We start from the raw sequence: 17163 nt of genomic DNA on the forward strand, positions 1-17163 counted from the left end.
GCTCGAAATGGCCGCCCTATCCCCTTGGCGGGTGCAGGCCGGCGCGATACGAGACGAAGGAACACGGGCCGGCGGTTGCGGTCAATGCACCCCCGTTCACGTTGGGGCGACATGCGCTTACCCAACGTGTGATTGCGGCGCGAGCGCGGCGGTGCGCGAGTCGCGGCGATGGCTGGCGCGCCTCAAGGCAGGATTGAAAGATGGGTCACCCCTTGGAATTTGAGATGGCGTCCCGACGCAGCGCGGTGGCTCCCTTCATCGTGATGGACGTGATGGAGCATGCCGCGCGCCTGGAGCGGGCGGGCGCACGGGTGATCCATCTGGAAGTTGGCCAACCCGCGGCTCCGGCGCCGCTCACAGCGCGCAGTGCTGCTGCGGCGGCGCTTCAGGCGGGGCAGGTGGGATATACGGCGGCGCTCGGCATTCCGACGCTGCGCGCGCGCATCGCCCGCCACTATGACGAGACCCATGGTCTCGCCCTCGATCCCGAGCGGGTCGTTGTCACTAACGGGTCCTCAGGCGGCTTTATCCTGGCGTTCCTAGCGCTGTTCGAGCCGGGGGACAGGGTCGCCATCGCCGCACCGGGATATCCGCCTTATCGGCATGTGCTTTCCGCGCTCGGCTGCGAGCCGGTGCTGATCGAGACCCGCGCCGAGGATCGATTCGCCCTGACTCCGGAACGGCTCATGGCCGCGCATCGGGAAAAGCCGCTGAAGGGCGTGTTGGTGGCGAGCCCGGCCAATCCCACCGGCACCATGATGGACCGCGCGGCGCTCTCGGCTTTGATGGGGTGTGCGCGTGACCTCGGCCTGCGCTTCGTTTCAGACGAGATCTATCACGGCCTCGATTACGCCTTTCCGGCTGTAAGCGCGGTCGAGATCGCGGAGGATGCGGTGGTCATCAATTCCTTCTCGAAATATTTCTGCATGACCGGCTGGCGGGTCGGCTGGATGGTGGTTCCCCCCGGCCTGTCGCGCACCATGGAGCGGCTGCAGCAGAATTTCTCCATCTCGGTACCGACCTTGTCGCAGATTGCCGCCGAGGCGGCGTTTGACGGGCGAGCGGAGATGGAGGCGGTCAAGCATGGCTATGAGGAGAACCGGCGCATTCTCGTCGAGGGTCTACCGCGCGTGGGCCTTGCGCACTTCCTGCCGGTCGACGGCGCCTTCTATCTCTATGCGGATGTTTCCGCCTTCACCGGCGATTCCGCCGCCTTCACCGGCGATTCCGCCGCCTTCGCCTCGCGCATGCTGGACGCAGTGCAGGTGGCCGCGACGCCGGGGGTGGATTTCGATCCGTTTCGAGGCCGCCAGTTCCTGCGCTTCTCCTACGCGGGCTCAGCGCCGGATATGCGCGAGGCGGTGGAGCGCATCGGCGCCTTTTTGAAAGGGGAATAATCAGGCGCTGAGGATTGTCAGCTCGGTTTCATCATAGCGGCGGCGCTCAAGCTCCGTAAAACCTTCCGGCGCGACGAAGGCGCCGGCCTTCTCTTCCACCACCACCAGGGCGCCGGGCGCAAGCCAGCCGCCGGTGCGCGCCGAGGCCAGGGCCAGCTCGGCGAGGCCCTTGTCATAGGGAGGATCGGCAAACACCAGGGAATAGGGCTCGCCCGGCCCCAGGGCGCCGAGTTTGGTGGCATCGCGGCGAAAAATGCGGGTCACGCCGGTGAGCCCCAGCATCTCAACATTCGCGCGGATCAGCGCGCGTGGCTCTACCGCATCCTCCACGAACAGGGCGAAAGCCGCCCCGCGCGAGAGCGCCTCCAGACCGAGTGCGCCGGTGCCAGCAAACAAATCGAGCACGCGTGCGCCGTCTGCCGCATCGTCATAGGCATGGGCGAGCACATTGAAGAGGGCCTCGCGCAGTCGGTCCGTGGTGGGCCGCGTGGCGTTGCCGGACGGGGTCTTGAGAACCCGTCCGCGATGAAGGCCGCCGACGATGCGCATGCTGCGTTACTCTAGGGCTGCGCCTCAGTCCCGCTTGCGCGGGCCTGAGGGCTTGCCGCCGGTGGGGCGGGCGCCGCTTCTCGGAGCGCCACTTCTCGGGCCGCTTTTGGGCCCGCCGAAACCTGGGCGCTTCGGGCCACCCGGACCGGCCTTGCCGCCGGGGCGAAAGCCGGTGCGCGGGCTGCCATCCTCGGTCGCACGGGGCCGGCCGCCGGCAAATCCGCCCTTGCCAGCGGGGCGATCGCGCCCGGGTCCGGCGCCGAACCCGCCACGCGGACGCTCCGCGCCCGCTTCGCCCCGGGGTGCGCTGGAGCTGCGGGGCTTGTCCGAGCCGTAGGCCCCGCGGGGCTTGCCGCCGCCAAATCCGCCCCGTTCGCCCCCACTGCGATCACCGCCCTCGCGCGGGGGGCGATCCCCAAAATTGCGCCCCTTTGCGGGGCCGGAGCGGGTACCCGTGAAACCAACGTCGTCGGCGCCACGCCCGCGCTCGGCAAAGCCCCCGGTGCGGGGCCGCGGGCTACGGCCGGCCTCATCGCGCGGCTTGTCATAGCTCTTGGGGCCACGACTTGGCGCGCTGCCGAATTCCTCGCGGCGCGGGGCGCGCTTGTCGCCATAGCCAGCGCTCGCCTCGCGGCGCGGCGCGCGCTCGGGCTTGTCGGCGCTGAAGGGCTTAGGGCGCTCGGTGCGGAACCCGCCGGGCTTGCCGGGGCCGCCCTCGCGGCGGAACCCGCCTTCAGTGCCTTGCGGACGCGGCCGGCCGGCGGGACGCGATCCCGCATATCCGCCCTCGTCCCGGCTGCGGCCTTCACTGCTGCGGCCTTCGCCGCGTTCGGCGCGGAATCCGCCGGGCTTGCCGGGGCCGCCCTCGCGGCGGAACCCGCCTTCGGAGCCTTGCGGACGCGGCCGGCCGGCGGGACGTGATCCCGCATATCCGCCCTCGTCCCGGCTGCGGCCTTCACTGCTGCGGCCTTCGCCACGTTCCGAGCGGAAACCGGCAGGCTTGCCCGCGCCACCTTCACGGCGGAAACCGCCTTCGGTGCCCTCGGGGCGGCCGCGGCCGAAGATCGGCTTATGGGGGGCGCCACCGCCGTCCCTGCGCGGCCCGCGCGCGGGCGGGCCGTCCTCTCTGGCAAAGCGCGCCGGTCCGCGCTTGTGGCCGCCTTCGTCCGCGCGGCTGGTGCGCGGACGATCGTCAGTGCGGGCGAAGCGACCCGCTTCGGCACGCTCCGGACGGGCTCCGAACCTCTGTCCTGCGCCAGGCCGGGCGGGGCGGCGCGGATCGAAGCGCTCTTCCTGCGGCTCCGGCACGAAGCGTTCCACCTTTACCTGCCGCCCCTTGCGGTCGGCCACGGTTCCAGCGCTCACGGTCTCGCGCTCGTCTTTGCGGCGGCTGCGCACGCGGAAGGCTCCACCTTCGCTCTCGCCATCGCCATGGGGATGACGCGAGCGGCCGCGGTGCTCAATGTCCGTATCGTGCCGTGTGCCAACGACCTCACGCCGCATGGTGCCGCGCCGCCCCGAACGATCCGCCTCATCGGCTGGCCGTGGTGCGAAGCGCGGCGCTTCCTCGATCTCTCGCTCGAACAGCGGCGCATCGAAATCCACCCCGGCGGCGGCGGCGAGTTCCTCGCCGAGCTGGTCGCGCAGGATGCGGGTGCCCACTTCATCAATGCCATTCTCGGGGATTTCACCGAGCTGGAAGGGGCCGTAGGAGACGCGGATCAACCGGTTGACCCGCATGCCAAGGGCGGCAAGCACGTTGCGCACTTCACGATTCTTGCCCTCGCGCAGGGAGACGCTGATCCAGGCATTGGCACCCTGGACGCGATCGAGCGTGGCTTCGATGGGGCCATATTCGATCCCCTCCACGGTGATGCCACCGAGCAGCGCGTCGAGCTTGGCTTGATCGATGGCCCCATTGGCGCGCACGCGGTAGCGGCGCAACCAGCCGGTCTCCGGCAATTCCAGCGCACGGGCGAGACCGCCGTCATTGGTGAGCAGCAGCAGGCCTTCGGAATTCAGATCGAGCCGGCCGACACTGACCAGACGGGGCAGGCCCTTGGGCAGGATCTCGAACAGGGTGGTGCGGCCTTCCGGGTCGCGGTTCGTGGTCACCACCCCCTTGGGCTTATGGTAGAGATAAAGGCGGGTGCGCTCGCGCTCCGGCAGCGGCTGTCCGTCCACCTCAATGCGGTCCTTCTCGGTGACCGTGAAGGCAGGGCTGGTGAGGACGATGCCGTTGACGGCGATCCGCCCGGCCTCGATCCAGGTCTCGATCTCGCGCCGCGAGCCGAGGCCTGCGCGTGCGATCACCTTTGCGACGCGCTCGGCGTCATTGGTCTTGGCCTGCGGCAACGCGCGCTTGTCGCGCGGGACGCGGTTCTTGTCCTTGCGGGGAGGTTGTGTACGGGGCATGGAAGGCCGATAGCACGAACCGTGCGGCGACACGAGGTGCAGGAGCGCGGGTTGGGCGAGACTTTCATGCAGATGGCGCTCAATGAGGCGCGTGCGGCGGCCGAACGGGGCGAAGTGCCGGTCGGCGCGGTGCTTGTGCGCGGCTCGACCGTAGTCGCTCGCGACGGGAACCGCACGCGCGAACTCTCCGATCCCACGGCACACGCGGAAATGCAGGTTCTGCGCGCCGGAGCGGCGGTGCTCAGCGCCGAGCGTCTGTTGTCCTGCGATCTCTATGTGACGCTGGAGCCGTGCGCCATGTGCGCGGCGGCGATCTCTTTCGCCCGCATCCGCAGGCTGTATTACGGCGCGCCGGACCCAAAAGGCGGGGCCGTCGAGAGCGGGCCGCGCTTTTATACACAGCCCACCTGCCATCACGCCCCCGAAGTCTATGGCGGGATCGCCGAGCGGCAGGCGGCCGAAGTCCTGCGCAATTTCTTCAAGGAGCGGCGGTCCGTCTGAGACGGACCGTGCGTACGCCCCAGTTTCGCCTTGTGACCAAAACATTCATGATTTTGAATTTATAAAAATTGAATATTACCTATGGTTAGAGTTTCGGAACCATCGGTGCGGAATGGCGGGAAACGTGGTGCGGGCCAGGCGGCCTTCGGCGGTGCCGATGACGCGATGGTTCCAAAAAAGGGAGGGAGGACATGATGGACGTGGGCAAACCGGCTTTGGGGCTTCGCGGAGCGCTGGGAAGAAGGCAGTTCCTGCTCGCGGGCGGCGCGGCTCTCACGGGTGCCCTGCTTGCGGGAGAGACGCGCGCCGCGCCCGTTGCAACCAAGGCTCGCATTGTGATCGCGGGAGCCGGGGCGGCTGGGCTCGCTACCGCTTCGCGGCTATCGAAGCGCCTGTCCGGCGCTTCGATCATCCTGATCGATGCCCACAAGGAGCATTATTACCAACCGGGGTTCACCCTCATCGCCGCTGGGCTCAAGAAGCCTGATTACTCCATTTCTCAGACCGGCAGCTATGTCCCGCGCGATGTCGAATGGATCACGGAAGGGGTCGCTGAATTCGATCCCGTAGGCAACAAAGTCGTCACCGCGTCGGGCCGTGCGGTGCCTTACGATTTCCTGGTGGTGGCCACGGGCCTCCAGCTCGACTATGGCGCTATCCCCGGCATGGAGCTGTCCCTGATCGGCCGTGACGGCATCGGTAGCGTCTATGCGGGACCGGTCTATGCGGCGGACACATATGAGGAGATGTCGCGCTTCGCCGATCGGGGCGGTGTGGGGCTCTTCGGGCGCCCCGCCACCGAAATGAAGTGCGCCGGGGCGCCGCTGAAATACACCTTCATCACAGACGACACGCTGCGCCAGCGCGGTATGCGTGGCAAGGCGGAGCTGATCTACGCGGCCCAGAACCAGACATTATTCAGCGTGCCTATCGTCTCCGAGAAGGTGAGAATGCTGTTCAAGGACCGAGGCGTGAAGGTCGCCTATGACCACGTAATCACTGCGATCGACCCCGGTCGCAAGATCGCCACTTACACGACGCCCAAGGGGCCGGTGGAACTGGGCTACGACTTCATCAACGTCATCCCGCCCATGCGCGCGCCGGACGCGGTGCGCCAGTCGCCGCTGCCCTGGAGGTCTGGTCCTTACGCCGCAGATGGCTGGATGGAGGTGGACCGCTCCACCTTGCAGCACAAGCGCTTCCCCAACGTGTTCGGCGTCGGCGACGTGGCCGGCGTGCCCAAGGGGAAGACGGCTGCGTCGGTGAAGTGGCAGGTCCCCGTCGCGATCGACCACCTGGTGGCGAACCTCTCGGGAGGCACCTCCAACGCCGTCTATAACGGATACACGTCCTGTCCCTTAATCACGCGGATTGGTCAGGCGATGCTCGTCGAATTCGATTACGAAAACAACCTCTTGCCCTCCTTTCCGGGTATTATCGCTCCGCTTGAGGAGCTTTGGATTTCCTGGGTCATGAAGGAGATCGCACTGAAGCCCACCTACATTTCCATGCTGCGCGGCGTGGCCTGAACGGGAGAGACACCATGCAAGATTTGGATCCAATGGTGTTCCTGGCGGTTTTCCAGGAAATCCTCGGCCTTCTGTTCTGGCCGCTGGTGGCGTTCATCGTCTGCGGGCTCGCGGGCTTCTTGGCCATTCTCCTGCGAGAGCGCAGCCTCGACCCCCGCCGGCTCGTCTGGTCGGAGCTGGTGGGCCTCGCGGGTGGTTTCGTCGGCATCTGGTTAATGATGGCGATCACCAGTTCCCGAATCGAGGACCTGGGGGGACCGATCGATTGGCTTCTCGCCACAGGAATCTGGGCGGCGGGGGCGGTCGGCGCCACGATCACCGCCTATATCGGCCTCTATCTCCTCGGCTTCGGCACCCGGAAAGCTGAGCCGGTCACGGGCTGAGGAAGGGCAGTAGGGCCTGTATCAGGGCCTGCGGCGCTTCCTCGGGAAGGAAGTGCCCGCCCTCGATGGCCTGTCCCTGCACCTGTGGGGCGAATATCCGCCAGGCATCCAGCGGCGTCGCCCCCCGGCTCGGAATGCCGTGGGCGCCCCAGATCGCGAGCACGGGACATGCGATCATCCGCCCCGCGGCAAGATCGGCTTCGTCATGGGCCAGATCGATGGTGGCGCCGGCGCGATAATCCTCGCACATGGCGCGGATATGGTCGGGTGATGAATAGGCCGCGCGATAATGGGCGAGGGCACGAGGGTCGAAGGCGGAGAGGTCCTTCGCTGCAGTCCAACTCGCCAGGGTTTGGTCGAGATAATAACGGGCGTTGCCGCCAATCAGGGTTTCCGGCAGCGGATGAGGCTGGGCGAGGAAGGTCCAGTGATAGACCTGCATGGCGCGGGCCCGGTCCATGCCGTGCCACATGGTCAGCGTCGGCACGATGTCCAGCACCGCTAGCCGATCCACCCGGCCGGGCTCGTCCAGCGCCAGCCGATAGCCGACCCGCGCCCCGCGATCATGCCCGACCAGCGCGAAATGGGCATGGCCGAGGCTTTCCATCAGCGCCACGAGTGCGGCGCCCATCGCGCGCTTTGAATAAGGCGCATGGTCCTTGCCCGGCGCGGGCGCGGCGCTCCAGCCATAGCCGGGCAGGTCGGGAATAATCAGCCGATGTGTCTGTGCGAGGTCCCCGGCAAGCCGGTGCCACATGGCGCCAGTCTGGGGATAGCCATGCAGCAGCAGCAGCGGCGGTCCATCCCCGCCGACACGAGCGAACAGGCGGCCGGCGGGCGTGTCCAAATTGTGGGACAAAAAGCCGGGAAACAGATCGGCGAGATCGGACATATCGCATGCTCCGCGCAAGGGTGGCGAAGGTGGCACGGCGGATCCGCGAGGGCCAGGGCCTCCGCGGTCCAGCCGGGGATGACATCAGCCGAGCGCGCGCCACCCGATGTCGTTGCGATAGAAGCCGTCCGGCCAATCGATACGAGCTGCGGCGCGATAGGCGTGGTCGCGTGCTTCGCGCAGGCTGTCGCCGGTGGCGGTGACGTTGAGAACCCGGCCGCCGTTGGAAACCAGCTTGGCGCCAGAGCGCTTGGTGCCGGCCTGGAACACGATCACACCGTTTTCCTTTTCGGCGATTTCAATACCGCGGATTTCCGAGCCGGTTTGATGCGGGCCGGGATAGCCGCGGCTCGCATAGACCACTGTGATGGCGTTCTGCTCCGACCAGAGCGGCGCGGCTCCGGCCAGCTTGCCGTGGGCGACGGCGTTCAGCAGCTCGAACAGATCGCTCTCCAGACGCGGCATGAGCACCTGACATTCCGGATCGCCGAAACGGCAATTATATTCCACCAGCTTCGGCCCTGCCGAGGTGAGCATGAGGCCGGCATAGAGGATGCCGCGATAGGGGGTGCCCTCCGCAACCATGGCGCGGGCGGTGGGAATGACGATCTCGGCGATCGCCCGGGCCTCCAACTCCGCCGTGAGCACGGGGGCGGGGGAATAGGCGCCCATGCCCCCGGTGTTGGGACCCAGGTCTCCGTCGAAAGCGCGCTTGTGGTCTTGTGCGCTGCCGAAGGGGATCACGGTCTCCCCATCCACGAGGCAGAACAGGCTTGCCTCCTCGCCCTCCATGAATTCCTCGATCAAGACTTCCTGCCCGCCGCCGGCAAACACCTGGTCGATGGCGGCCACGGCCTCTTCCACCGTCAAAGCCACCACGACGCCCTTACCGGCCATAAGACCGTCGGCCTTGATAACGATGGGCGCCCCTTCTGCTGTCACATAAGCCCAGGCTGCTTCCGGCGTCGTGAAGCGCGCGAACGCAGCGGTGGGAATGCCGTTGGCTCGGCACAATTCTTTCGTGAACAGCTTGGAACCTTCGAGCCGTGCTGCAGCGGCGGTGGGACCGAAGGCGGGAATCCCCGCCTCGGCTAGACGATCCACAAGCCCAGCCACCAACGGCGCCTCGGGGCCGACCACCACCAGCTCGATGCCGTTCTTCCGGCACCATGTCACCAAAGTGTCGTGAGCCGAGAGCGCGATGCCCTCCACCAATTCGGCGTGGTCCGCGATTCCGGGATTGCCGGGCAGGGCATAAAGCTGGCCGATGCTGGGGCTCTGCGCGAGCTTCCAGGCGAGGGCATGCTCGCGGCCACCGGAACCGAGCAGGAGCACATTCATGCGGCGTCATCTCCCTTTTTAACTTCGCTATCGGCTTGCGGCCCGGCAAACAAGAGGGCGGCATTGCGCTCGCCGCATATGAGATGAAGCCGCTATGCTCTTGCCAAGATCGTATGCGCTGATGTGAGTCGATGGTCCAACTACCCGAACCCCATGCCAATGCTCCGGAATGGAGCGTTTCGGAACTCTCCGCGGCACTCCGCCGGACGGTGGAAGACGCCTATGGCCATGTGCGCGTGCGCGGAGAAATTTCCGGTTACCGTGGGCCACATTCTTCCGGCCACGCCTATTTTTCCCTGAAGGACGAGGGCGCCCGGCTCGACGCCGTGGTGTGGAAAGGCAATTTCGCGCGCCTGAAGCTGCGGCCGGAGGAAGGGCTTGAGGTGATCGCCATCGGGCGGCTCACCACCTATCCGGGGAAGTCCGGCTATCAGATCATTATCGAATCCCTCGAATTCGCCGGCGCCGGCGCCATCATGGCGATGCTGGAGGAGCGCAAGCGGCGGCTCGCGGCCGAAGGCCTGTTCGATCCCGCCCGCAAGGCCAAGCTGCCGTTTCTGCCGCAGGTGATCGGCATCGTGACTTCCCCCACGGGGGCGGTGATCCGCGACATTCTCCATCGTCTGGCCGACCGTTTTCCACGCCGGGTCATCGTATGGCCGGTGCGGGTGCAGGGGGAAACCTGTGCGGCCGAGGTCTCCGCCGCCATCCGTGGCTTCAACGCCTTGCCGCCGGGCGGGCCGGTTCCGCGCCCCGACGTCCTCATTGTGGCGCGGGGCGGCGGGTCCCTGGAGGATCTGCTTGGCTTCTCCGAGGAAGCGGTGGTGCGCGCCGCCGCCGAGAGCGCCATTCCCCTCATTTCCGCCGTTGGCCACGAGACCGACGTGACCTTGATCGATTTCGCCGCGGCCGTGCGCGCGCCGACCCCGACGGCTGCCGCTGAAATGGTGGTGCCCGTGCGGGCCGATCTATTGGTTACGGTGGAAAGCCTGGGTGGCCGGCTCATGGCCGCGCCCCTGCGGCTGCTGGAGCGCAGGCGGGGTGAATTGCGCGGGTTGGTGCGGCTTCTGCCGACGGCGGACGCCTTGCTGGCGGTTCCGCGTCAAAGGCTTGATACGGCCTCCGGCCGGTTGCCGCGCGGGCTCCGCGCCAATGCGCTCGCCCACCGCATTCAGTTCCAGAAGGCGAGCGCCCGCCTGTCTCCTTCCAGTCTGAAGGCGCGTCTTATTCGGTCGGGCGATCAGGTGGCTGGCCTTGGTGCCAATCTGCAGCGTTGTGCGCTGCGCGCGGTGGAGCGCAAGCGCGAGCGCCTGATTTCGGCCGGTTCGCGGCTTGAGGCGGCGCGGCTCGCCAATCTGCGGGCCCAGCGCGTCCATCTCGCCAGATGCCGCGAGCGGCTGGATGCGCTCGGCAGCCGGTCCCTGCGCGCGGTGCGCACCGCGCTGCGTGAGCGCGGGCGCCATCTGGCCGGTGCGGCGCAGGTGCTGGTGGCTCTGTCCTACCAGGGGGTCCTGAGGCGCGGTTTCGCTTTGGTGCGCGATGGCGTCGGCGCGGCGGTGCGCTCAGCATCCCTGATCGCACCGGGCGCGGTGCTGGAGCTGGAATTTGCCGATGGGCGCGTTGGTGCCGTGGCGCGCGGATCTGCGGCCATGCCGGCGCCACCGGAGGCGAGCCAAGATGTGCATAGCGACGCGCGCAGCCCGGCAACCGGACGGGCCAAATCGCCCCGCGCCCGCGCAAGTTCAAAATCGGCGGCGCAGCCGAGCCTGTTCGATACCGACGGCACTTGAGCCTAGCTTAGCCATCGCGTGCGGTTATGGATGCAACTGCCCTTTCGAACCTGCTGGGTTCGGCATATGGTGTTCCGGCTAGATGAGGCCTTGTTTCGATCGTGATGAACAGATTCGAGCGTTTTCCCGCCGGGAATGGCGAAGCCGAGTTGCGCTATCTTGATGGCGAATTCCGCATCGTGCGCCCCGGTACATTCGTGCGTTGCGCGGTGACCGGCCAGGGGATTCCGCTCGACGAACTGCGGTATTGGAGCGTCGACCTCCAGGAGGCCTATGCCGATCCGCAGGCCGTCCTTACCCGCGTGAATCAGCTTCGCCAGCAGCACCAGGGCTGAGCCTGCGCGCGGCGCGGGCCTCCGCCTGCGCGATCAGGACGTCGAAGCGGCTTTGGTCTTCGAGGTCCAGCCGCACGCGCAGAACTTCGACGTGCGCGCGTAATGGTGCCAAGCTTTCTCCCCGCAACCGCGACAGATCCTTGGCGGTCGTGACCAGGCAAAGCCCGCCAGCCTGCGCTTGCCCGTGGAGCCTGGAGAGGTCGCCCGGCGTGTAGGGGTGATGGTCGGGAAAGGCCTCGGTCTCGGCCACATCGAGATCGAGGGCGCGCAAGGTCTGGAAGAATTTTTCCGGGCGACCGATGCCGGCGAAGGCGAACAGCCGGCGGCCGAGGAGCGCGGCGGCGTCTCCGGTATCGGCGCTGAGGTGTCCCCGAAGGACCATGATGTCGCTGGCAGAACGTGCCAAATAATCGCCGGGCGCCCCGGTGCCGATCAGCAGCAGAGCATCGGCGCGCGTGGCCTGGGCCGCGAACGGGGCGCGTAGAGGACCGGCCGGCAGCACCCTGCCGTTTCCAAGGCCCGACGCGCCATCCACAACCAGCAGGGCAGCGTCCTTATGCAAGGTCGGGTTCTGAAAGCCGTCGTCCATCACGATGTGAGAGGCGCCGCTTGCGACGGCGAGGCGTGCTCCGGCAAGGCGATCCCGTGAGACGATGGTGGGCGCCGCGTCCGCGAGCAATAACGCTTCATCGCCAACCGCCGCCGCATCGTGACGCGCCGGGTCGACCCGCAGCGGTCCAGCTTCTCGCCCCCCATGGCCGCGCAGCAAGGCGAAGGGAGAGGCCCCGCGCGCCTTCAAGCGCTCCAGCACGGCAAGGGCGGTCGGCGTCTTGCCTGCACCCCCGACCGTGGGATTGCCGATGCAGATCACCGGCACCTCGACGCCGACACCGGGCTTGGCCATGCGGTGCAGCGTGATCGCTCCCACCATCCAGCCCACCGGGGCGAGCAGGGCGCCAGCCAGCGAACCAGGGCGCGACCAGAACTTGGGCGCGCGGGCGAACATCAGCGGGCGAGGCGGATGTGGAGGAGATACGGCTCGATGGCTGAGAGCGTACGCTCGAGAGCGCCGCCCAGCTTGTCCACCGTTTCACGCGCGGCCGCCGCAGTTTCGGCGTGCAAGCTACCGTCGAACAGCAGCGCTGAGACGCATTGCGCCAAGCTGCTTTCGTTCTGCACCAGGGCGGCGCCGTGCTTCTCGTCGAGCTTCGCGTAGAGTGAGCCGAAGTTCCACACATGCGGTCCGTGCAGCGCCACGGCGCCGAGCTTGGCTGGCTCGATGGGGTTCTGCCCGCCATGACGCACCAGCGAGCCGCCCATGAAGACCACCGGCGAGAGGCGATAGAACAGCCCGAGTTCGCCGATGGTGTCGGCGATGTAGATGTCTGTCCCGACGTCAGGGAGATAGCCGTCGCTGCGCTGGACCGTGACGAGCTGCGCGCCCTCGGCCATCAGCCGAACTTCGGCGCCGCGCTCGGGATGGCGCGGAGCGATGATGGTGAGCAGGTCCGGAATCTCTTGCGTCAGCCGCTGATGGGCGGCGAGCACGATCTCTTCCTCGCCCGGGTGGGTGGAGGCGGCGAGGAAGATCGGCCGCCCCCCGCAGGCATCGTACATCTGGTCAAGCGCCTTTGCGTCGGCGGGCGGGGCAGGGGCATCGAACTTCAGGTTTCCCACCACCTCGACGCGCGGTGCGCCCAAGGCCTTGAAGCGCAGCGCGTCCTCGCGGCTCTGGGCGAGGCAGAGGTCGACCCGCGAGAGCAGGGCGCGGGCACTCTTGGGCAGGTGGGCCCAGCGCTCCGCCGAGCGGCGCGACAGGCGCCCGTTCACCAGGACGAGCGGCGTGTTGCGGCGGCCGAGTTCGCTCATGAGGTTCGGCCATAGCTCGGATTCCGCCAGCAACACCAGGTCCGGCTTCCAATGATCCAGGAACCGACCGATGAAGCGGTGCGCATCCAGCGGCATGAATTGGTGGATCACGGAGGGGTGCGCGCGCCGCGCCGCGATACGGCTGGAGGTGAGTGTGCCCGAGGTGAGCAGAATGCCGTAGCCGCGCCCGGCGAGCCGATCGATCAGCGGCAGGACGCAGACGATCTCGCCGACGCTCGCGCCATGCACCCAGATCAGCGGGCCGCGCGGCCGTGCGGCACTTGGGATGCCGCGCCGTTCCGGCAAACGCGCTGGGTCTTCCTTGCCCTTGCGCACGCGATAGCCGAGCCAGGCCATGGTGAGAACGGCCGCCGCCGATGTGGCGCCCCGGTAGAGGCGCAGGGGAACCGGAAGACGGATTCCCTTCATGCCGGCGCTCCCTGTGGGCGGCCCACCAGCGCCTCTGCGCGGGCGGTTATGGCTTCCAGGCTATGCTGAAGACGCGCCCGCGCCTCCTGCAGACCGGCCTCATCGACATTGCGATCGACGAAGATCGGATCACCCACCACTGCGGCGCCCTTGCCGAATGGCAGGTTGAGGCTCGCCTTGTCCCAGCTTTTGAGTGTAATGCGATTGGCCGTCGCCATGGCAATCGGCAGGATCGGCCGGCCGGAATGGCGCGCGATGGTGATGACGCCGAGGCCGGCGCGGCGGGCAATCTTTGGCACATCGGCGGTCATCGCAACATTGATGCCCTCGTTCAGGGTCTCGATCATCGCATAGGTGGCGGAGACGCCACCCTTGCGATGGAAATCCCCCGGCGAGGTCGCCCCGGATCCGCGGATGGTGCCGACCCCGAGCCGCTCAGCGGCGATGGCATTGATCTCCGCATCCGCATGGCGGGAGATCAGCACCTTGGCCTTGTGATGCGGCTGCATGATGAACGGAGTCAGAAAATGCTGTCCGTGCCAGAATGTCATGATCAGCGGCAGGTGCGCATCGATGCGCTCGTAGATGTCAGAGGGCTCGACGACGAACCGCGTTGTACGCGCCACCAGCGCGAAATAGGACGCAAAGGTCGTGCCGGCGGCGATCTGGAAACCACGATTCGTGCGAAGACGGCGCCACATGCTCAAAAAGCGTCCTGCTCCTTGGTGGGCGCGGCTTCGGGCCGAAGCTTGCGCAAACCCACATCCTGAGAGGGGGTATACTTTGGATGGGGCTGGGAATGATACCCCTATGATACCGCCAAACGCAAGCTTGAGCGGGCGAGCGGTGAGCCGCGCACCAAGGTGCGCAGCCCGCGCCGCAAGCAGCGGATCTTCATTGTCCAGGTGTATGGGTTTCCGGATCCAGCAGCCGGTGCATGTGCACGACAAAATAACGCATGAGCGCATTGTCCACCGTCTGTTGCGCCTTGGCCCGCCAAGCGGCGGCGGCGCTAGCATAGTCGGGATAGACGCCGACGATGTCGACCTGGGACAGGTCCTTGAACTCGACGCCGCCGAGTTCCTTCAGTTCACCCCCGAAAACGAGGTGCAGCAATTGTTTCGGTTCCGAAGACGTAGTCATGATCTCGACGTTCCCCAGGTGACGGTCAGGAGACGGACCCGAACTCGCGCTGCGCGAGCAGGAGGGTTTGGGCATGGAGCGAAGCCCCCGCGCAGACCAGCGGCCGGTGTAGCGGACTGGGTGCGTTATAAAGCGGGGCAATGCCATTGAGGCCGGTCAGCAGTCCGCCGGCCTCGTGTACAATGAGGTCTGCTGCCGCAATGTCCCAGTCGGCGCTGTTGCCATGGGCGAGGGCGATATCCAACTCGCCGGTGGCTACGCGGGCGAGCCGCAGGGCCAGCGAGCGCAGGCGCGGCGGGCGTGTCAGCGGCGTGTGTCGCTCGACGCGGTCGAGAATACCTGTTGGGCCTGCGGCGGTCGAGCCGTCTAGGCTCATACGCGAGCCAGCTGTAATCGCGACACCGTTAAGGGTTGCCCCACCGCCGATGGAAGCCACGAACAATTCTTGTGAAACTGGCGCGAACAGGGCCCCGGCAATCGGGCGGCCGTCCTCGACCAAGGCCGCCGAGACCACCCAGTCGGCACCGCCAGCCATGAAACCGCGCGTCCCGTCGATGGGATCGACCACCCAGACCCGCCGCGCCGCAAGGCGCGCGCTGGAATCGGCGCTTTCCTCGGATAGCCAGCCATAGTCGCCGGCCAAAGCGGATAGACGCTTGCGCAGGAACCGGTCCACCGCGATGTCAGCTTCGGTGACGGGTGAATTGTTGTCCTTGGTCCAACTCGTGACGCCGTTGCGAAACATAGCAAGCGCGATCTCGCCCGCCGCCGCGACTGAGTCTGCGAGGTGCCGGGCGGCGATGGCGGGGACCTCGATCGCCGGCTCGAAGGCGGCGGCCGCAATCGGGAGATCAGGCGGGTTCATGGCGCACGCAATAGGCGGCGGCGGAAGTTCGCGCAAGCGAAGATCGCCCCATCCAGGCGGGGAATTGGTGCAAGGCGGCGCAATGTTAATGCGATGCACAATAGGACGACGCGCTTCAGTCAGATCAGGCCCACTGCAACGGCGTGCTGAACCGCCGCATCCAGTGCCAACCCGGCAAACAGGAGAAGGCCCGCATTCCGGTTCGATTTGAACTGCGCCAGACACAGATCGGGATTGTCGATGTCGAGTCGCTTCACCTGGACATAGAGGTAGCCGGCAAATCCGAGCAGGCCCAAAGCCGCGAAAATGCCTGCGCCCGCTGAAATCAACGCGGCGCCGAACAACAGGATGGTCGCGGCGTAGGACAGCGCGAGGGCGATCCAGCTCCGCCGGCCGAACAGGAGCGCGGTGGAGCGCACGCCGACGATGGCGTCATCCTCCCGGTCCTGGTGGGCGTAGATTGTGTCATAGCCGAATACCCAACAGACCGATCCGGCGAACAGCAGCAGCGCCGGGTCCTCGATGCTGCGGAACACGCTCGCCCAGCCCATCAGCGCGCCCCAGGAAAAGGCGATGCCGAGGGCCAGCTGGGGCACCGAGGTGATGCGCTTCATCAGCGGATAGATGGCGACCACCCCGAGCGAGGCGATGCCGGTGATCACCGCGAAGCGCGGCAGCGAGAGCAGCACCGCGAAGCCGACCAGGCATTGGAAGATCAGGAAGGCGAAGGCGGCGGGCAGGCCGATCTGGCCCGAGGCGAGCGGACGGTTGCGGGTGCGCGCTACCTTGCGATCGATGTCGCGGTCGAGAATGTCGTTCCAGGTGCAGCCGGCCCCGCGCATGGCAATAGAGCCGATGGCGAACAGCAAGAGTAGCTTCGGATCTGGATACGGCTGACCCGCGGCAATCGCCGCCAGGGCCGTGGACCACCAGCAGGGCAAGAGCAGCAACCAACTGCCAATGGGCCGATCTGCGCGCGCAAGGCGAAGATAGGGGCGCAAGGGGCCCGGTGCGTACCGGTCCACCCAATTGTTGGTGGGGGCATCAGCCACGGGCGCGACCGCGCCATCTCCTCCCCAACTCGTCATCGGGCGCCCCTCACTTGCCGAGAGCGCTGCCATTCAAAGTATCGAAGATTCCGCCGCCCTTCGAGCTCTGGCCGGGGACATAGCCGGTGGTGACACCAAGAGCGCTCGAAATGGAGCCCTGCGGCGGAGGCTTGCCGCCGCCTTCCCCGCCCGCGGCGCCGGATGCGGCCGCGGCGCAGATCTTGTCGCGCAGCGCCACGGTCTTGACGTTGCTGGCTTTGGCCGAGGACACGGCCTGATCGGGAATCTGGCACCAGTCCTTATTATCGGCGAGGTATTTCGCGAGCTTTCCCTCGATAGCGGTATAGGTGCGGAACAGGCCACACAATTCCTGCGGCGTCGCCTTGCGCTTGCCGGCCGCTTGCAACGCCTGCCCCTTCTCTTCCATTTCCTGACGCAGCGCCGTGAAGTCAGTCTGGCAATCCGCCCGCGCTGCGGCAGCGCCTGCGATCAGGAGGGCAAGTGACACCGCCGACAGGCGTACGCATTTGATGTTCAGGAGCATGAGGTCTTCCGCTGCGTCCGCTGATCCAGCTTTTCCCACTTATAATGACATATAAGATTGGGCAATATCGGGGCGGAGCGGAAACAATGGCGTTTCAGTGGGCATGCGCGACAAAAAAGTGGCTGAGTGCCT

The 17163-nt window shown here is 66.8% G+C and carries 17 protein-coding genes; 6 read left to right on the top strand and 11 right to left on the bottom strand.

What is annotated here, in order from left to right; translation table 11 throughout:
- Positions 1–224 precede the first annotated feature (224 nt).
- The gene (locus V5F77_RS11655; RefSeq protein WP_429005518.1) at positions 225–1397 is read left to right on the top strand and encodes an aminotransferase class I/II-fold pyridoxal phosphate-dependent enzyme; all 1173 of its coding nucleotides are present in this window, start codon (positions 225–227) and stop codon (positions 1395–1397) included.
- Here V5F77_RS11655 and rsmD read toward each other — a convergent pair whose 3' ends face one another.
- Positions 1398–1946: a 16S rRNA (guanine(966)-N(2))-methyltransferase RsmD gene (gene rsmD / locus V5F77_RS11660; protein ID WP_429005519.1), complete on the bottom strand. Its 549-nt coding sequence runs from the start codon at positions 1944–1946 to the stop codon at positions 1398–1400.
- Positions 1947–1970: 24 nt separating this feature from the next.
- Entirely contained in the window at positions 1971–4361 is a 2391-nt protein-coding gene (locus V5F77_RS11665; protein WP_429005520.1) for a pseudouridine synthase, read from the bottom strand.
- 66 nt (positions 4362–4427) lie between these two features.
- Here V5F77_RS11665 and V5F77_RS11670 point away from each other — a divergent pair, with 66 nt between their 5' ends.
- The 3 genes from V5F77_RS11670 to V5F77_RS11680 all read left to right on the top strand — a co-directional run bounded on the left by V5F77_RS11670 (position 4428) and on the right by V5F77_RS11680 (position 6774).
- Positions 4428–4862, top strand: a complete 435-nt coding sequence (locus V5F77_RS11670) for a nucleoside deaminase (RefSeq protein ID WP_429005601.1) — start codon at positions 4428–4430, stop codon at positions 4860–4862.
- Between the two features lie 191 nt (positions 4863–5053).
- On the top strand, positions 5054–6391 hold the full coding sequence (locus V5F77_RS11675; protein WP_429005521.1) for an NAD(P)/FAD-dependent oxidoreductase: 1338 nt from the start codon (positions 5054–5056) through the stop codon (positions 6389–6391).
- A gap of 14 nt (positions 6392–6405) precedes the next feature.
- A complete protein-coding gene (locus tag V5F77_RS11680) occupies positions 6406–6774 on the top strand; it encodes a DUF5368 domain-containing protein (protein ID WP_429005522.1) in 369 nt (122 codons plus the stop codon).
- Here V5F77_RS11680 and V5F77_RS11685 read toward each other — a convergent pair.
- A complete protein-coding gene (locus V5F77_RS11685) occupies positions 6764–7666 on the bottom strand; it encodes an alpha/beta fold hydrolase (RefSeq protein WP_429005523.1) in 903 nt (300 codons plus the stop codon). The genes V5F77_RS11680 and V5F77_RS11685 overlap by 11 nt on opposite strands.
- Positions 7667–7750: 84 nt before the next feature.
- Positions 7751–9007, bottom strand: coding sequence for a phosphoribosylamine--glycine ligase (purD, locus tag V5F77_RS11690; RefSeq protein ID WP_429005524.1), 1257 nt, complete (start codon positions 9005–9007; stop codon positions 7751–7753).
- A 131-nt stretch (positions 9008–9138) separates the two neighbouring features.
- Here purD and xseA point away from each other — a divergent pair, with 131 nt between their 5' ends.
- Together xseA and V5F77_RS11700 are read left to right on the top strand one after the other, a co-directional pair.
- Positions 9139–10797 carry an exodeoxyribonuclease VII large subunit gene (gene xseA / locus V5F77_RS11695; RefSeq protein ID WP_429005525.1) on the top strand — a complete coding sequence of 553 codons (1659 nt, stop codon included), beginning with the start codon at positions 9139–9141 and terminating at the stop codon, positions 10795–10797.
- A 104-nt stretch (positions 10798–10901) separates the two neighbouring features.
- Positions 10902–11132 (top strand): DUF2093 domain-containing protein, encoded by a 231-nt coding sequence (locus V5F77_RS11700; protein ID WP_429005602.1) that lies wholly within the window; start codon positions 10902–10904, stop codon positions 11130–11132.
- On the opposite strand, the gene lpxK is transcribed toward V5F77_RS11700, so the two are convergent.
- From lpxK to V5F77_RS11735, 7 genes are all read right to left on the bottom strand, one after another.
- Positions 11092–12138 (bottom strand): tetraacyldisaccharide 4'-kinase, encoded by a 1047-nt coding sequence (gene lpxK, locus V5F77_RS11705; RefSeq protein ID WP_429005526.1) that lies wholly within the window; start codon positions 12136–12138, stop codon positions 11092–11094. The two genes, V5F77_RS11700 and lpxK, sit on opposite strands and share 41 nt — an antisense overlap.
- Positions 12138–13430 carry a 3-deoxy-D-manno-octulosonic acid transferase gene (locus V5F77_RS11710; protein ID WP_429005527.1) on the bottom strand — a complete coding sequence of 431 codons (1293 nt, stop codon included), beginning with the start codon at positions 13428–13430 and terminating at the stop codon, positions 12138–12140. The genes lpxK and V5F77_RS11710 overlap by 1 nt, the downstream gene beginning before the upstream one ends.
- Positions 13427–14131 (bottom strand): lysophospholipid acyltransferase family protein, encoded by a 705-nt coding sequence (locus V5F77_RS11715; protein WP_429005528.1) that lies wholly within the window; start codon positions 14129–14131, stop codon positions 13427–13429. The genes V5F77_RS11710 and V5F77_RS11715 overlap by 4 nt, the downstream gene beginning before the upstream one ends.
- Before the next feature lie 193 nt (positions 14132–14324).
- Entirely contained in the window at positions 14325–14573 is a 249-nt protein-coding gene (locus tag V5F77_RS11720; protein WP_429005529.1) for a DUF4170 domain-containing protein, read from the bottom strand.
- Positions 14574–14598: 25 nt separating this feature from the next.
- Positions 14599–15438, bottom strand: a complete 840-nt coding sequence (locus tag V5F77_RS11725; RefSeq protein WP_429005530.1) for a 3'(2'),5'-bisphosphate nucleotidase CysQ — start codon at positions 15436–15438, stop codon at positions 14599–14601.
- Between the two features lie 119 nt (positions 15439–15557).
- On the bottom strand, positions 15558–16526 hold the full coding sequence (gene ubiA / locus V5F77_RS11730) for a 4-hydroxybenzoate octaprenyltransferase (RefSeq protein ID WP_429005531.1): 969 nt from the start codon (positions 16524–16526) through the stop codon (positions 15558–15560).
- Between the two features lie 10 nt (positions 16527–16536).
- Complete coding sequence (locus V5F77_RS11735; RefSeq protein WP_429005532.1) at positions 16537–17031, bottom strand: hypothetical protein; 495 nt, start codon at positions 17029–17031, stop codon at positions 16537–16539.
- Between the last annotated feature and the right edge of the window lie 132 nt (positions 17032–17163).

Source organism: Roseixanthobacter psychrophilus (assembly GCF_043195195.1).
Lineage (GTDB): Bacteria > Pseudomonadota > Alphaproteobacteria > Rhizobiales > Xanthobacteraceae > NCEH01.